Here is a 15,160-nt window from a genome sequence, read left to right as displayed (position 1 = left end):
TCACCCCTGAAACGACAAGGCGACCCGAAGGTCGCCTTGTGCACGCTCATTCGACGCGATGCAACTTGCTCATCAGCTGCGCCTCGGCCTGGGTCAAACCGCAGGTCTGGGTCAACTCCTCGACGCTAGCCCCCATCCCCACCAGTTTGGCGGCCTGGGCAAAGGTGACGCTGTTGGGGTCGCGTTGCTCGAGTTGCTGCAGCTTCTCGGGCAACGGCGCCACCACCGCGCGCAGCTCATGGATCGCCTCGCCCATGCGCACGGTGCCATTCTGGTAATCGTCCAGGCGCTTGGCCAGGTCCTTGATGCGCTGGTCACGCAGCGCATCGCCCTGGGCCTGCTGGGCGGCCAGCTCGCGCTGGCGCTTGCTGTAGTTGAGGAAGAACCACAGGCTCAGTGCCCAGAGCAGCGCCAGGAAGATGACAGCAACCTCGAAGATCAACTCAGATGTTCTCCAACTCGGACCACTCTTCCTCGGTCATCATCTTGTCCAGCTCGACCAGAATCAGCAGCTCGCCGTTCTTGTTGCAGACACCCTGGATGAACTTGGCCGACTCTTCGTTGCCGACGTTCGGCGCGGTCTCGATCTCCGACTGACGCAGGTAGACCACTTCGGCGACGCTGTCGACCAGGATACCGACCACTTGCTTGTCCGCCTCGATGATGACGATGCGGGTGTTGTCGGTGACTTCAGTCGGCATCAGGCCAAAGCGCTGGCGGGTGTCGATGACCGTCACCACGTTGCCGCGCAGGTTGATGATGCCCAGCACGTAGCTGGGAGCGCCCGGAACCGGGGCGATCTCGGTGTAGCGCAGGACTTCCTGCACCTGCATGACATTGATGCCGTAGGACTCGTTGTCCAGACGGAAGGTTACCCACTGCAGGATCGGATCTTCGGAACCTTGTGCAGACGACTTTTTCATTCCCCTAGCCCTCAAAATCCGCCATTGGCGGTGTGCTCTGTATTGCCGCGGCAGTAGCGGCGTTGATTCAGTTGTGTTTGGTGTTCATCTGCTTGACCGCGCCACTGGCGATCAGCTCGGCCAGTTCGGCGACATCGAGCAGCGCGCACATGTGTTCGATCACCGTGCCGGCCAGCCATGGCCGTTGGCCACGCTGGCTGCGCCACTTGATCTCGTTCGGGTCCAGGCGCAACGAACGGCTGACCTGGTGCACGGCCAATCCCCATTCGTAGCCCTGGACTGAAATCACATACTGCAGGCCCTGGCGGAAATCGTCGCGGTAGCGGTCCGGCATCACCCAGCGCGCCGTGTCGAGCACCTTGAGGTTGCCCGCCTGGCAGGTGAGGATGCCGAGGAACCAGTCCGGCTGGCCGAACAGTGGCGTCAGCTCCTGGCCGGCCAGGGTGTAGATCGAGCCCAGACACACCAGCGGTACCGCCAGGGTCAGCCCGGCAACATCGAACAGCAGGCATTCGAACGGTTCGGCGGCCCAGTCCGGACGGCCATCGACGCTGGCCGGCGGTGTTGGCGCGGCGGGTGCCGCCGTCACATTCAGCTCCACCAACGGCGCCACGGGTTCGATGGCCTGGGTCTGGCTCAGGACCGGGATGCTGGCATCGGCCACCACCTCGGTCTCGACCATGGCGACCACCGGCTCCACCACCGGCGCGGCAGGCGGCAGCACGGTCGGCAGGACCTTGGCCTGCGGCTCGGCAAAGGGCCGCGCAGCAGGTGGGGTCGGAATTATCTGGCGCTGGGCGTCTCGGGCCTGTTCCTCGCGAACCGCTGCTTCGAAGTCATCGCCGGGGGCCTGCTCGACAGGCTCCACGACAGGCGTCTCCAACTCCGCCGGCAGCTCGAACGACTCGGTGGCCTCCTGCAGCAGCCCGTCGAGGTAGGACTGCAAGGCCATCTGTGGCTTGGTGGTGATCTGCCGAGCCTGGTTCATCACGCCACCTGCAATGCGGAACGGTAGGTGAGCAGATGCTTGAGCAGCGCCCGGTAGGCGACCACGCCACGGCTCTTGCCGTCGAACTGCGAAGGCGTGACGCCGTTGCGGCTGGCGTCTCGCAGACGCGTGTCCACCGGAATGTAGCCCTGCCAGACCTGGTCGCCATAGGTGTCACGCAGCACCTTCAAGGTGCCCAGCGATGCCTGGGTGCGGCGGTCGAACAGGGTCGGCACGATCTGGTAGGGCAATGCCTGCTTGCGCGAGCGATTGATCATGCCCAGGGTGCTGACCATGCGCTCCAGGCCCTTGACCGCGAGGAACTCGGTCTGCACCGGTATCACCAGCTGCTGGCTGGCGGCCAGGGCGTTGACCATTAGCACGCCTAACAAGGGCGGGCTGTCGATCAGGGCGAAGTCGAAATCCTGCCACAGTTGCGCCAGACTCTTGGCGATCACCAGGCCCAGGCCACTCTGCCCCGGCGACTGACGCTCGAGCACCGCCAGCGCGGTGCTCGACGGCAGCAGCGAGATGCGCTCGTCGCTGGTCGGCAGCAGCAGTTGGCCCGGCAAACCTTCGGGCACCGTGCCCTTGTGCAGGAACAGGTCGTAGCAGCTGTGCTCGAGCGCATCGGGGTTGTGCCCGAAGTAGCTGGTCATCGAGCCGTGCGGGTCGAGGTCGACCACGACCACGCGCTTGCCCGCCTCGGCCAGCAAGCCGGCCAGGGCGATGGTGGTGGTGGTCTTGCCGACGCCACCTTTTTGATTGGCTACTGCCCAGACTCTCATCGTGCGTTGCTTCCTCCCGGTATGGCCGCCTGCCCTGCCGGGAACGGTGTGAAATTCAGTGACGGGGATTTGACGAAATCAGCCCCCGGTCGACGGTGCTGGCGAGGCTGGTGCACTTTGTGTGCCAGCCCGGCGCATCGCAGCATCCGGGGTGGCATTGGCACTGCCACTGCCGGTCAGGCTGCGGCGTACCTCCAGGTTACGCGAGATCACCAACACCACCCGGCGGTTGCGCGCACGCCCGTCTGCAGTGTCGTTGCTGGCCACCGGCTGGTACTCCCCGTAACCCACCGAGGCCATGCGCGCCGGGTTGACCCCTTCCATCGCCAGCAACCGGACGATGCTCGCCGCTCGCGCCGACGACAGCTCCCAGTTGGTCGGGTACTGAGCGGTGCGAATCGGCAGGTTGTCAGTGAAGCCTTCGACGTGCACCGGGTTGGCGAACGGCCTGAGAATCTTCGCCACCTTCTCGATGATCTCGAAGGCGACATCGCTGGGCATGGCGTCGGCACTGGCGAACAGCAGCGAGGAGTTGAGCTCGATCTCCACCCACAGTTCGTTGCCGCGCACGGTCATCTGGTTGGACTTGATCAGGTCGCCGAAGGCGTCGCGGACATCGTCGGTGATGGTCTTGAGCGGGTCGGTACTGGTCTGCGCCAGGCCCGCGTCGGTCTGCTCGCTGTCCTTGATCAGCGGCTCGGCGGGCTTGACGCTCAGCGGCCGCTCGTCACCGATAGGGATCGGCTTCATGCTGCGCTCGGGGTCATTGAAGACCCCGATCAGCGCCTGGGAAATCTGCTTGTACTTGCCCTCGTTGATCGACGAGATCGAATACATGACCACGAAGAAGGCGAACAGCAGGGTGATGAAGTCGGCGTACGAGACCAGCCAGCGCTCGTGGTTCTCGTGCTCTTCGATCTTGCGACGACGGGCCATGGCTTACTCCATGAAGCCTTGCAGCTTCAGCTCGATCGAGCGCGGGTTCTCGCCTTCGGCGATCGACAACAAGCCCTCGAGCAGCATCTCGCGATAGCGAGACTGACGCAGGGTGATGGCCTTGAGCTTGTTGGCGATCGGCAGCAGGATCAGGTTGGCGCTGGCCACGCCGTAGATGGTGGCGACGAAGGCCACGGCAATGCCGTTACCCAGCTGCGACGGGTCGGCCAGATTACCCATCACGTGGATCAGACCCATCACCGCACCGATGATGCCGATGGTCGGCGCATAGCCGCCCATGCTCTCGAACACCTTGGCGGCCTGGATGTCGCGGGCTTCCTGAGTCAGGAAATCGACTTCAAGTATGCTGCGGATGGCCTCGGGCTCGGCGCCGTCGACCAGCAGCTGCAGGCCTTTGCGCGCATAGGGATCGGGCTCGGCGTCGGCCACGCCCTCCAGGCCCAGCAGGCCTTCCTTGCGTGCCGTCAGACTCCAGTTCACCACCCGGTCAATGCCACCGGGCAGGTCCACCCGCGGCGGGAAGAAGATCCAGCCCACGATCTGCAGAGCGCGCTTGAACGCCGACAGCGGCGACTGCAACAACGCCGCCGCCAGGGTACCGCCCAGCACGATCAATGCCGCCGGGCCGTTGATCAGCGCACCGACGTGGCCGCCCTCGAGGAAATTGCCGCCAACGATGGCGACAAAAGCGAGGATCAGGCCGATTAGGCTCAACACATCCATCAGATGCACGCCTCGACCAGGTGCTTGCCGATCTCGTCCAGGCTGTACACGGCATCGGCCAGGTTGGCCTTGACGATGGCCATGGGCATGCCGTAGATCACGCAACTGGCCTCATCCTGCGCCCACACGGTGCTGCCACCCTGCTTGAGCAGGCGTGCGCCCTCGCGACCGTCGGCGCCCATGCCGGTGAGCACCACCGAGAGCACCTTGTCGCCATAGGACTTGGCGGCGGAGCCGAAGGTGATGTCGACACAAGGCTTGTAGTTCAGGCGCTCGTCGCCCGGCAGGATCTTCACCGTGCCACGGCCGTCGACCATCATCTGCTTGCCACCCGGGGCCAGCAACGCCAGGCCCGGACGTAACACGTCACCGTCCTCGGCTTCCTTGACGCTGATCTTGCACAGCTTGTCCAGGCGCTCGGCGAAGGCATTGGTGAAGGCCGCCGGCATGTGCTGGATCAGAACGATCGGCGCCGGGAATCCGGCGGGCAGTTGGGTCAATACCCGCTGCAGCGCCACCGGGCCACCGGTGGAGGTGCCGATGGCGACCAGCTTGTAGGGCTTGCGCTTGGGCGCCGGCGAATGCGCGGCGGCCGGTGCCGCGGCGCGGGCCGGAGCCGCCGTGCGCGCGGGCGTGGTACTGGCGAAGCTGCTGGCCGGCGCATGACTATTGGCCGGAGCCGGCGCGGCGGCGGGCGCCGGGCTGGAATAGGCGCTGAAACGGCGGTTGCTGCGCGAGATGGTATGGACCTTCTCGCACAGCAGCTGCTTGACCTTTTCCGGGTTGCGCGAGATGTCCTCGAAGTTCTTCGGCAGGTAGTCGACCGCACCGGCGTCCAGGGCGTCGAGGGTGACGCGGGCGCCTTCATGGGTCAGCGAGGAGAACATCAACACCGGCGTCGGGCAGCGCTGCATGATGTGCCGCACCGCAGTGATACCGTCCATCATGGGCATTTCATAGTCCATGGTGATGACATCGGGCTTGAGCGCCAGCGCCTGGTCGATCGCTTCCTTGCCGTTGGTCGCGGTGCCCACGACCTGGATCGTCGGGTCCGCCGAGAGAATTTCCGAGACACGGCGGCGGAAGAAACCGGAATCATCCACCACCAGGACCTTGACTGCCATAAACACTCCATTAGGCGGCGCACCCGCCAGGGCGCGCCACCGAAATCAAATACGCCGGGCGGCGTAACGCTTGAGCATGCTCGGAACGTCGAGGATCAGGGCGATCCGGCCGTCACCGGTGATGGTCGCGCCGGACATGCCCGGGGTGCCCTGCAGCATCTTGCCCAGCGGCTTGATCACCACCTCTTCCTGGCCAACCAACTGGTCGACCACGAAGCCGATGCGCTGGGTACCGACCGACAGGATCACCACATGACCTTCGTGCTGCTCTTCATGCTCGTGGTCCTGGACCAGCCAGCGCTTGAGGTAGAACAGCGGCAGCGCCTTGTCGCGCACGATCACCACTTCCTGGCCGTCGACCACGTTGGTGCGCGACAGGTCGAGGTGGAAGATCTCGTTGACGTTGACCAGCGGGAAGGCGAACGCCTGGTTGCCGAGCATTACCATCAGGGTCGGCATGATCGCCAGGGTCAGCGGCACCTTGATGACGATCTTCGAGCCCTGGCCTTTGGCCGAGAAGATGTTGATCGAGCCGTTGAGCTGGGAAATCTTGGTCTTCACCACGTCCATGCCGACGCCGCGGCCGGACACGTCGGAGATCTCGGTCTTGGTCGAGAAGCCCGGGGCGAAGATCAGGTTGTAGCAGTCCGACTCGCTCAGGCGATCGGCCGCGTCCTTGTCCATCAGGCCCTTTTCCACGGCCTTGGCGCGCAGGATGCTCGGGTCCATGCCCTTGCCGTCGTCGGAGATCGACAGCAGGATGTGGTCACCCTCCTGCTCGGCGGACAGCACCACCCGGCCCATGCGCGACTTGCCGGAGGCCTCGCGCTCGTCAGGCATCTCGACGCCGTGGTCAACGGCGTTGCGCACCAAGTGCACCAACGGGTCGGCCAGGGCTTCCACCAGGTTCTTGTCGAGGTCGGTCTCTTCACCGACCAGCTCCAGGTTGATCTCTTTCTTGAGCTGGCGGGCCAGGTCGCGAACCAGGCGCGGGAAGCGGCCGAAGACTTTCTTGATCGGCTGCATGCGGGTCTTCATGACCGCGGTCTGCAGGTCGGCGGTGACCACGTCGAGATTGGACACGGCCTTGGACATGGCCTCGTCGCCGCTGTTGAGCCCCAGGCGCACCAGGCGGTTACGCACCAGCACCAGTTCGCCGACCATGTTCATGATCTCGTCCAGACGCGCGGTATCGACCCGCACGGTGGTTTCCGCTTCGCTGGCGCCATGCTTCTCGGCGGCCGGCGCAGGAGCGCGAGCCGGGGCGGCAGGCTTGGCGGCCGCAGCCGGTGCCGCGGCGGGCGCAGGAGCCGGCTTGGCAACGGGCTTGACCTCGGCCTTGGCCGCGACAGGCGCGGCGACGGCGGCAGGCGCCTCGGCGGTGACCGCGTCACTGGAGAACTTGCCCTTGCCGTGCAACTGGTCGAGCAGGGCCTCGAATTCGTGTTCGCTGATGCTCTCGTCGCCCGCGGCGGGTGCCGCGCTGGCCGCTGGCGCGGCGGCGCCTGGCAGTGCGTCGACGGCAAAAGTACCTTTGCCGTGCAACTGGTCGAGCAGCGACTCGAACTCATCGTCGGTGATCTCGTCGCTGGCCGGAGTGGCTGGCGCAGGCGCGCTGACGGCGGCATCGGCCGAGAACTGGCCCTTGCCGTGCAGCTGGTCGAGCAGCGACTCGAACTCGGCATCGGTGATCTCGTCACCGCCGCCGCTGATTTCTTCACCCTGCAGTTGCTCATGAACCTGAGCTTCAGCCTTGACCGCATCGAGCGAGTCGAGCAGTTGCTCGAACTCGGTATCGGTGATGTCGGGCTCGGCAGCCGGGGCTTCGACCACGGGCGCCGCCTCGACCACCGGGGCCGGGGCTTCGGCGCCACCGGGCTCGGCCAAGCGCGACAGCGCCGCCAGCAGCTCCGGCGTGGCCGGCGTGACATCGGTACGTTCGCGCACCTGGCCGAACATGCTGTTGACCGTGTCGAGGGCCTCGAGCACCACGTCCATCAGTTCCGCGTCAACCCGGCGCTCACCTTTGCGCAGGATGTCGAACACGTTCTCGGCAATGTGGCAGCACTCCACCAACTCATTGAGCTGAAGGAAGCCGGCGCCCCCTTTTACAGTGTGGAAACCGCGGAAAATCGCATTGAGCAGGTCCGCGTCATCGGGCCGGCTTTCCAGCTCGACCAATTGCTCGGACAGTTGCTCGAGGATTTCGCCGGCTTCTACCAGGAAATCCTGGAGGATTTCTTCATCGGCGCCGAAGCTCATTAAACGTGCTCCTTAAAAACCCAGGCTGGACAACAGATCGTCGACATCGTCCTGGCTGGACACGACGTCTTCACGCTTATCGGCATGAATCTGCGGACCTTCACCCCGAGTCGGATGTTTTTCTTGATCTTTTTCAGCGCGCAGCTGCTGGTGGTCATGTTCGATCCCGGCAAAGCGGTCGACCTGGCTTGCCATCAGCACGAGCTTGAGCAGATTGCTTTCGACTTCGGTGACCAGCGCGGTCACCCGTTTGATCACCTGGCCGGTGAGATCCTGATAATCCTGGGCCAGGACGATATCGTTGAGATGGCCGGCGACCTTCTGATTACCTTCGGCGCTGTGCGTCAGAAAACTGTCCACACGCTTGACCAACTCACGGAATTCCGGCGCTGCCACCTCACGGCGCATGAACCGCTGCCAATCGGCGGACAGGCTCTGGGCCTCGGCGGCGAGGTCGTTGAGCACCGGGGTGCAGGCCTCTGCCAGGTCCATGGTGCGGTTGGCCGCACCTTCGGTGAGGCGAACCACGTAGGAGAGGCGTTCAGTGGCGTCGGTAATCTGCGACACTTCCTCGGCCTGCGGCATGGACGGGTCGATCTGGAAGTTGACGATTGCACTGTGCAGTTCGCGAGTAAGCTTGCCAACTTCCTGATACAGCCCGCGATCGCGGGTCTGGTTCAGTTGGTGGATCAGCTGTACCGCATCACCGAACCGGCCGCGCTCGAGGCTCTCGACCAGTTCCTGGGCATGCTTCTTAAGGGTTGATTCGAACTCACCCAAAGAGTTGTTGGTTGACTCCATTGCGCCCCCCAGACGTGACTCAGCCGTTGACGCGTTCGAAGATCTTTTCGATCTTTTCTTTCAGCGCCACGGCGGTGAAAGGCTTGACCACGTAGCCGTTGACGCCGGCCTGGGCAGCTTCGATGATCTGCTCGCGCTTGGCTTCTGCGGTGACCATCAGTACCGGCAGGTGCTTGAGGCGCTCGTCCGCGCGAACAGCACGCAGCAGGTCGATACCGGTCATGCCCGGCATGTTCCAGTCGGTTACCAGGAAGTCGAAGTGTTCGCTGGTGAGCATCGGCAGTGCCGTGTTGCCGTCATCAGCCTCCTTGACGTTGGTGAAACCCAGGTCACGCAACAGGTTCTTGATGATCCGCCGCATCGTCGAAAAGTCGTCAACGATGAGGATTTTCATGTCTTTGTTCAATTAGACCTCCAAGCAGTCTTAAACGCGCTCGGCGCCGAGCGCGCACTCAATCAATTCGGCACCACAAAAAAACGACTGCATCAAACCTGGTTCAACGCGCCCGCCATTCCCCCAGGCGGCTGCGCAGACGCGCCGCGCACTGGCTGTGCAACTGGCTGACACGCGATTCGCTGACCCCCAGGACCTCACCGATTTCCTTGAGGTTCAGCTCTTCGTCGTAGTACAGCGCCAGGACCAGGCGCTCGCGCTCCGGCAGGTTGGCAATCGCATCGGCCAGGGCGGCCTGGAAGCGCTCGTCCTCCAGGTCCCGCGATGGCTCCAGCTGGCCGCTGGCTCCGTCCTCGTGCAGCCCCTCGTGTTCGCCGTCCTGCAGCAGGTCGTCGAAACTGAACAGGCGACTGCCCAAGGTGTCGTTCAGAATCCCGTAGTAATCATCGAGACTCAATTGGAGTTCGGCAGCAACCTCGTGATCTTTAGCGTCGCGCCCTGTCTTTGCTTCAACACAGCGGATCGCGTCGCTGACCATACGCGTGTTGCGGTGCACCGAGCGCGGTGCCCAGTCGCCCTTGCGCACTTCGTCGAGCATGGCGCCGCGGATGCGGATGCCGGCGTAGGTTTCGAAGCTGGCGCCCTTGCTGGCGTCATACTTGTTGGCCACTTCCAGCAGGCCGATCATCCCAGCCTGGATCAGGTCCTCGACCTGGACGTTGGCCGGCAAACGCGCCAGCAGGTGGTAGGCGATGCGCTTGACCAGCGGCGCGTAGCGCTCGATCAGCTCGTACTGAGCGTCCTTGGCGGCCTTGCTGTACATCTTGAAACCGCTCGCGTTCATAGCACCGGCCCTGCACTGGTGGGCTGCACCAGGCGCTCGACGAAGAATTCCAGGTGTCCGCGCGGGTTGGCAGGCAGCGGCCAGCTGTCGACCTTCTGCGCAATGGCCTTGAAAGCCAGCGCGCACTTGGACCGCGGGAAGGCCTCGTATACAGCCCGCTGCTTCTGCACGGCCTTGCGCACACATTCGTCGTACGGCACGGCACCGACGTATTGTAGGGCGACGTCAAGGAAACGATCCGTGACCTTGGTCAACTTGGCGAACAGGTTGCGCCCTTCCTGCGGGCTCTGGGCCATGTTGGCCAGCACGCGGAAGCGATTCATCCCGTAGTCGCGGTTGAGCAGCTTGATCAGGGCGTAGGCGTCGGTGATCGAGGTAGGCTCGTCGCACACCACCAGCAGCACCTCCTGGGCGGCGCGGACGAAGCTGACTACCGAGTCACCAATACCCGCAGCGGTGTCGATCACCAGCACGTCGAGGTTGTCGCCGATCTCGCTGAAGGCCTGGATCAGGCCGGCATGTTGGGCTGGCGCCAGGTGCACCATGCTCTGGGTGCCGGAAGCCGCCGGGACGATGCGCACACCGCCAGGCCCCTGCAGCAGCACATCGCGCAGCTCGCAGCGACCCTCGATGACATCGGCCAGGGTACGCTTGGGCGTGAGCCCCAGCAGAACGTCGACATTGGCCAGGCCCAGGTCGGCGTCCAGCAACATGACCCGGCGGCCGAGCTCGGCTAACGCCAGAGACAGGTTCACTGAAACGTTAGTCTTGCCGACGCCACCTTTGCCACCGGTCACGGCGATCACCTGTACGGGATGCATGCTACCCATGTCTGTTCTTTACCTTGTCTCGCTTGGACCCAGGCCACATGAGGGGCTGAACGTTCAAGGCCACGGTACGGCCGGGCAACCCCATGATGTAGGTACTTTGCACAGTATTCACCCTCAACCCGCACGCTTGCCAGGGTTGTGGTAGAGATCAGCGAACATGTCGGCCATGGCCTCGTCGCTGGGCTCGTCCTGCAACTGCACACTGACCGCGCGACTCACCAGCTGGTGCTTGCGCGGCAGTTGCAGGTCGTCAGGAATGCGCGGCCCATCGGTCAGATAGGCCACCGGTAGTTCATGACTGATGGCTAGGCTCAGCACTTCGCCGAGGCATGCCGTTTCATCGAGTTTGGTCAGGATGCAACCGGCCAGGCCGCAGCGTTTGTAGCTGTGGTAGGCGGCGGTGAGCACCTGCTTCTGGCTGGTGGTCGCCAGCACCAGGTAATTCTTGGCGGCGATACCGCGCCCGGCCAGGGTCTCGAGCTGCATGCGCAGCGCCGGGTCGCTGGCCTGCAGGCCGGCGGTGTCGATCAGCACCACGCGCTTGCGCAGCAGCGGCTCCAGCGCCTGGGCCAGCGACTCGCCCGGATCGACATAAGTGACCGGCACATTGAGGATACGCCCGAGGGTCTTGAGCTGCTCCTGGGCACCGATGCGGAAGCTGTCCATGCTCACCAGCGCCAGGTTGTTCGCGCCGTACTTGAGTACATAGCGCGCGGCCAGCTTGGCCAGGGTGGTGGTCTTGCCCATGCCGGCCGGGCCGACCATGGCGATGACACCGCCCTCCTCGATCGGTTCGATCTCAGGTATGTCGATCATCCGCGCCAGGTGCGCCAGGACCATGCGCCAGGCATGACGCGGCTCTTCGATCTCGGCAGTGAGGTCGAGCAGCTCGCGCGCCAAGCCGCCTGACAGACCCAGGCGCTGCAGGCGGCGCCAGAGGTTGGCCTGCTGTGGCTTGCTGCCCTGCAACTGACTCCAGGCGAGCGAACCGAGCTGGACTTCCAGCAGCTCGCGCAGACCGGTCAGTTCGAAGCGCATGGCGTCGAACAGGCGCGGATCAACCGGGGCCGGCGCTGCGGCGGCGATCGGTGCAGGCTCATCCACATGCGCTTCGATCAACGGCTCGGACGCGGTCAGCGACTGGCCGGCGAACAGCTGACGGTTGCCGCCCTCGACGGCATCGCCGCGCCCGGTCAGTTCGGCCTGGGCGGTGACGATGCGCGACTGGGTCTTGCGTAGCTCGTCCTCGAGCTCCGCATTGGGCACGCGTGGGGCCAGGGCGGACAGTTTGTAGTCCAGCGCAGCCGTCAGTTCGACACCGCCAGCGATGCGCCGGTTGCCGATGATGGCGGCGTCGGAGCCGAGCTCATCCCGGACCAGCTTCATGGCCTGACGCATATCGGCGGCGAAAAAACGCTTAACTTGCATAACCCACTACCTCAGCCGTTCGGGCCCACGGTGGCAACGATGGTGACTTGCTTGTTGTCAGGTATTTCCTGATACGCCAAAACATGCAAATTCGGTACTGCCAGGCGACCGAAGCGCGACAGCATGGCGCGGATCGGGCCGGCAACCAGGAGGATAGCCGGCTGACCCTGCATTTCCTGACGCTGGGCCGCCTCGATCAACGAGCGCTGAAGCTTTTCGGCCATGCTCGGCTCAAGAAGAACACCATCTTCCTGACCCTGCCCGGCCCTTTGCAGACTATTGAGCAAGATCTGTTCCAACCTTGGCTCCAAAGTGATCACAGGCAGCTCGGACTCAACGCCAACAATGCTTTGCACGATGGCGCGGGACAATCCGACCCGCACCAACGCAACCAGCGCGGCGGTATCTTGACTCTTTGTCGGATTGTTGGCGATGGCTTCGGCAATGCTGCGGATGTCACGCACCGGCACCTGTTCGGCGAGCAACGCCTGCAAGACCTTGAGCAGGCCCGACAAGGAAATGACACCCGGCACCACCTCCTCGGCCAGTTTCGGCGAGACCTTGGCCAGCACCTGCAGCAGCTGCACCACCTCCTCGTGCCCGATCAGCTCGTGGCAGTGCTTCTGCAGGATCTGGTTGAGGTGGGTGGCGACCACGGTGCTGGCGTCGACCACGGTATAGCCCAGCGACTGCGCCTGGGCGCGCTGGCCGACATCGATCCACACCGCCTCCAGGCCGAACGCCGGATCGCGCGAGGCGATGCCGTTGAGGGTACCGAATACTTGGCCGGGGTTGATTGCCAGCTCCCGGTCCGGGTAGATCTCGGCTTCGGCCAGGATCACGCCCATCAGGGTCAGACGATAGGCGCTGGGTTGCAGGTCAAGGTTGTCGCGAATGTGCACGGTGGGCATGAGGAAACCCAGGTCCTGGGACAGTTTCTTGCGCACGCCCTTGATCCGCGCCAGCAGTTGGCCGCCCTGGTTGCGGTCCACCAGCGGGATCAAGCGATAGCCGACCTCCAGGCCGATCATGTCGATGGGGGTGACGTCGTCCCAGCCCAGCTCCTTGGTTTCCATGGCGCGCTGCGGCGATGGCAGCAGGTCCTGCTGGCGCTGGGCCTCCTGTTGGGCGACGGCTTTGGCCTTCTGTTGTTTCTTCCATACCAGGTAAGCGCCGCCACCGGCCAGTGCGCCGAGGCTGAGGAAGGCGACATGCGGCATGCCTGGGACCAGGCCCATGATGATCATCAGCGCGGCCGACACACCCAAGGCCTTCGGCGAGTCGAACATTTGCCGGTTGATCAGCTTGCCCATGTCCTCGGAGCCCGAGGCACGGGTGACCATGATCGCGGCCGCGGTGGACAGCAGCAGCGATGGCAATTGCGCCACCAAACCGTCACCGATGGTCAGCAGGGCATAGACCTTGCCGGCATCGGCAAAGGTCATGTTGTGCTGCAGCATACCGATGAGCATGCCGCCGATGAGGTTGATGAAGAGGATCAGCAGGCCGGCAATGGCGTCACCGCGGACGAACTTGCTGGCACCGTCCATGGAGCCGTAGAACTCGGCCTCCTGGGCGACCTCGGCGCGACGGGACTTGGCCTGGGCCTGGTCGATCAGGCCAGCGTTGAGGTCGGCGTCGATGGCCATCTGCTTGCCCGGCATGGCGTCGAGGGTGAAGCGCGCGCTCACCTCGGAGATGCGCCCGGCGCCCTTGGTCACCACGACGAAGTTGATGATCATGAGGATGGCGAACACCACCGCACCGACGACGTAATTGCCGCCAATCACCACTTCACCGAAGGCCTGGATCACCTTGCCCGCGGCGCCGTGACCTTCCTGGCCGTGGAGCATGACCACTCGGGTGGAAGCAACGTTCAGCGCCAGGCGCAGCAGCGTGGCCACCAGCAGGATGGTAGGGAACGCGGCGAAATCCAGAGGACGCAGGGCGTAGACGCAGACCAGCAAGACCACGATCGACAGGGCGATGTTGAAGGTGAAGAACACGTCGAGCAGGAACGGCGGGATCGGCAACATCATCATTGCCAGCATCACCAGCAGGAGCAGCGGCACGCCGAGGTTGCCCCGACCGAGACCGGCCAGGTTGTTACGGGCGCTGCTGATTAACTGAGTGCGATCCACCGCGATTCCTCTTCAAGCAAAACTTTGACGCCTGCGTGGCGACTGGCGCTGCCTTTGCAAGAAGCTTTCCAACTTTTCTGGGGGGGCTTTTCGGGGGGTCGGGTTCGGGTTCGGGTTCGGGTTCGGGTTCGGGTTCGGGTTCGGGTTCGGGTTCGGGTTCGGGTTCGGGTTCGGGTTCGGGTTCGGGTTCGGGTTCGGGCAAAGAGTGTGGGCTTTGATTTCCGCATGCGCACTCTTTGGCGCTGTCGCCGCTCACTCACCTTTCAGTACGGGCGAACAAGCGTCGACATTGCCAATGAATGCGCATACAACTTACAAAACCACCGCACAATCGGTAATCGGCCAACCCATTAAAGCTGCCTTTGAAAGGGGCTATGGAAGCCCAGAAAAACCACTACCCATTGCGCCCAATAAGATAAAACTCACCCCGACTCCAAACCCCAAGCCACTCCTCCCCGTCGATCTCCCGGGAAACCGCCAGTTCCACCAACTGATAGAACACATTGCGATGCACCAGCGCTTCAAGGTTTCCACGCATCAACAGGTAAGGAGAGGGTTCATCGGTAACCGGATCGAGCTCCACCCGCAGCGGATGGCCCGGCCCAGCCTCGACCTGATCGTCGACATTGCTGGTAAACCGCAGCACCTGCTGCTCCCCGCTGCCCTCGACATCCAGTAGCACGGCGACAAATGGTGCGTCATCGACCCGGATCCCGACCTTCTCCACCGGCGTAACCAGGAAGTAGTCGTCCCCGTCACGCCGAATGATGGTAGAGAACAACCGCACCATCGGCTTGCGACCGATCGGCGTCCCCAGGTAGTACCAGGTCCCGTCCCGGGCGATCCGCATGTCGATGTCACCGCAGAAGTCCGGGTTCCACAGGTGTACCGGGGGCAGCCCCTTGTGCGCGGGGATCTGCGCCAGCAGATCGTTGGCCTTGCCGGAATCGCTCATGA

The 15,160-nt window shown here is 63.8% G+C and carries 15 protein-coding genes; all 15 read right to left on the bottom strand.

Features of this window, described 5'->3' with window-relative positions; translation table 11 throughout:
* Positions 1 to 46: 46 nt before the first annotated feature.
* Complete coding sequence (locus tag AC25MA_RS21515; RefSeq protein WP_028691013.1) at positions 47 to 442, bottom strand: DUF2802 domain-containing protein; 396 nt, start codon at positions 440 to 442, stop codon at positions 47 to 49.
* Position 443: 1 nt separating this feature from the next.
* Complete coding sequence (locus AC25MA_RS21510) at positions 444 to 923, bottom strand: chemotaxis protein CheW (protein ID WP_003254393.1); 480 nt, start codon at positions 921 to 923, stop codon at positions 444 to 446.
* 67 nt (positions 924 to 990) lie between these two features.
* Positions 991 to 1,911 (bottom strand): CheW domain-containing protein, encoded by a 921-nt coding sequence (locus AC25MA_RS21505; protein ID WP_062361704.1) that lies wholly within the window; start codon positions 1,909 to 1,911, stop codon positions 991 to 993.
* A complete protein-coding gene (locus AC25MA_RS21500; protein WP_028691011.1) occupies positions 1,911 to 2,699 on the bottom strand; it encodes a ParA family protein in 789 nt (262 codons plus the stop codon). The genes AC25MA_RS21505 and AC25MA_RS21500 overlap by 1 nt, the downstream gene beginning before the upstream one ends.
* Positions 2,700 to 2,777: 78 nt before the next feature.
* Positions 2,778 to 3,635 (bottom strand): flagellar motor protein MotD, encoded by an 858-nt coding sequence (motD, locus tag AC25MA_RS21495; RefSeq protein WP_028691010.1) that lies wholly within the window; start codon positions 3,633 to 3,635, stop codon positions 2,778 to 2,780.
* Positions 3,636 to 3,638: 3 nt separating this feature from the next.
* Positions 3,639 to 4,379 (bottom strand): flagellar motor protein, encoded by a 741-nt coding sequence (locus AC25MA_RS21490; protein WP_028691009.1) that lies wholly within the window; start codon positions 4,377 to 4,379, stop codon positions 3,639 to 3,641.
* Positions 4,379 to 5,503, bottom strand: a complete 1,125-nt coding sequence (locus tag AC25MA_RS21485) for a protein-glutamate methylesterase/protein-glutamine glutaminase (protein ID WP_486972372.1) — start codon at positions 5,501 to 5,503, stop codon at positions 4,379 to 4,381. The genes AC25MA_RS21490 and AC25MA_RS21485 overlap by 1 nt, the downstream gene beginning before the upstream one ends.
* 45 nt (positions 5,504 to 5,548) lie before the next feature.
* A complete protein-coding gene (locus AC25MA_RS21480) occupies positions 5,549 to 7,765 on the bottom strand; it encodes a chemotaxis protein CheA (protein ID WP_486972371.1) in 2,217 nt (738 codons plus the stop codon).
* 12 nt (positions 7,766 to 7,777) lie between these two features.
* The gene (locus tag AC25MA_RS21475; protein ID WP_028691006.1) at positions 7,778 to 8,566 is read right to left on the bottom strand and encodes a protein phosphatase CheZ; all 789 of its coding nucleotides are present in this window, start codon (positions 8,564 to 8,566) and stop codon (positions 7,778 to 7,780) included.
* A gap of 19 nt (positions 8,567 to 8,585) precedes the next feature.
* Complete coding sequence (locus AC25MA_RS21470; RefSeq protein ID WP_172402424.1) at positions 8,586 to 8,960, bottom strand: chemotaxis response regulator CheY; 375 nt, start codon at positions 8,958 to 8,960, stop codon at positions 8,586 to 8,588.
* 103 nt (positions 8,961 to 9,063) lie between these two features.
* Positions 9,064 to 9,804, bottom strand: coding sequence for an RNA polymerase sigma factor FliA (gene fliA / locus AC25MA_RS21465; protein WP_028691004.1), 741 nt, complete (start codon positions 9,802 to 9,804; stop codon positions 9,064 to 9,066).
* The gene (fleN, locus tag AC25MA_RS21460) at positions 9,801 to 10,634 is read right to left on the bottom strand and encodes a flagellar synthesis regulator FleN (protein ID WP_016393812.1); all 834 of its coding nucleotides are present in this window, start codon (positions 10,632 to 10,634) and stop codon (positions 9,801 to 9,803) included. Before fleN ends, fliA begins: the two co-directional genes overlap by 4 nt.
* Positions 10,635 to 10,748: 114 nt before the next feature.
* Positions 10,749 to 12,062 carry a flagellar biosynthesis GTPase FlhF gene (flhF, locus tag AC25MA_RS21455; protein WP_028691003.1) on the bottom strand — a complete coding sequence of 438 codons (1,314 nt, stop codon included), beginning with the start codon at positions 12,060 to 12,062 and terminating at the stop codon, positions 10,749 to 10,751.
* 11 nt (positions 12,063 to 12,073) lie between these two features.
* The gene (gene flhA / locus AC25MA_RS21450) at positions 12,074 to 14,203 is read right to left on the bottom strand and encodes a flagellar biosynthesis protein FlhA (protein ID WP_028691002.1); all 2,130 of its coding nucleotides are present in this window, start codon (positions 14,201 to 14,203) and stop codon (positions 12,074 to 12,076) included.
* A 394-nt stretch (positions 14,204 to 14,597) separates the two neighbouring features.
* Positions 14,598 to 15,158: a DUF1285 domain-containing protein gene (locus AC25MA_RS21445; RefSeq protein WP_069017529.1), complete on the bottom strand. Its 561-nt coding sequence runs from the start codon at positions 15,156 to 15,158 to the stop codon at positions 14,598 to 14,600.
* Positions 15,159 to 15,160 lie beyond the last annotated feature (2 nt).

This window comes from Pseudomonas sp. P65(2024) (assembly GCF_057480955.1).
The sequence above is the reverse complement of the archived record's forward strand: the minus strand, read 5'-3'. Positions and strand labels throughout refer to the sequence as shown.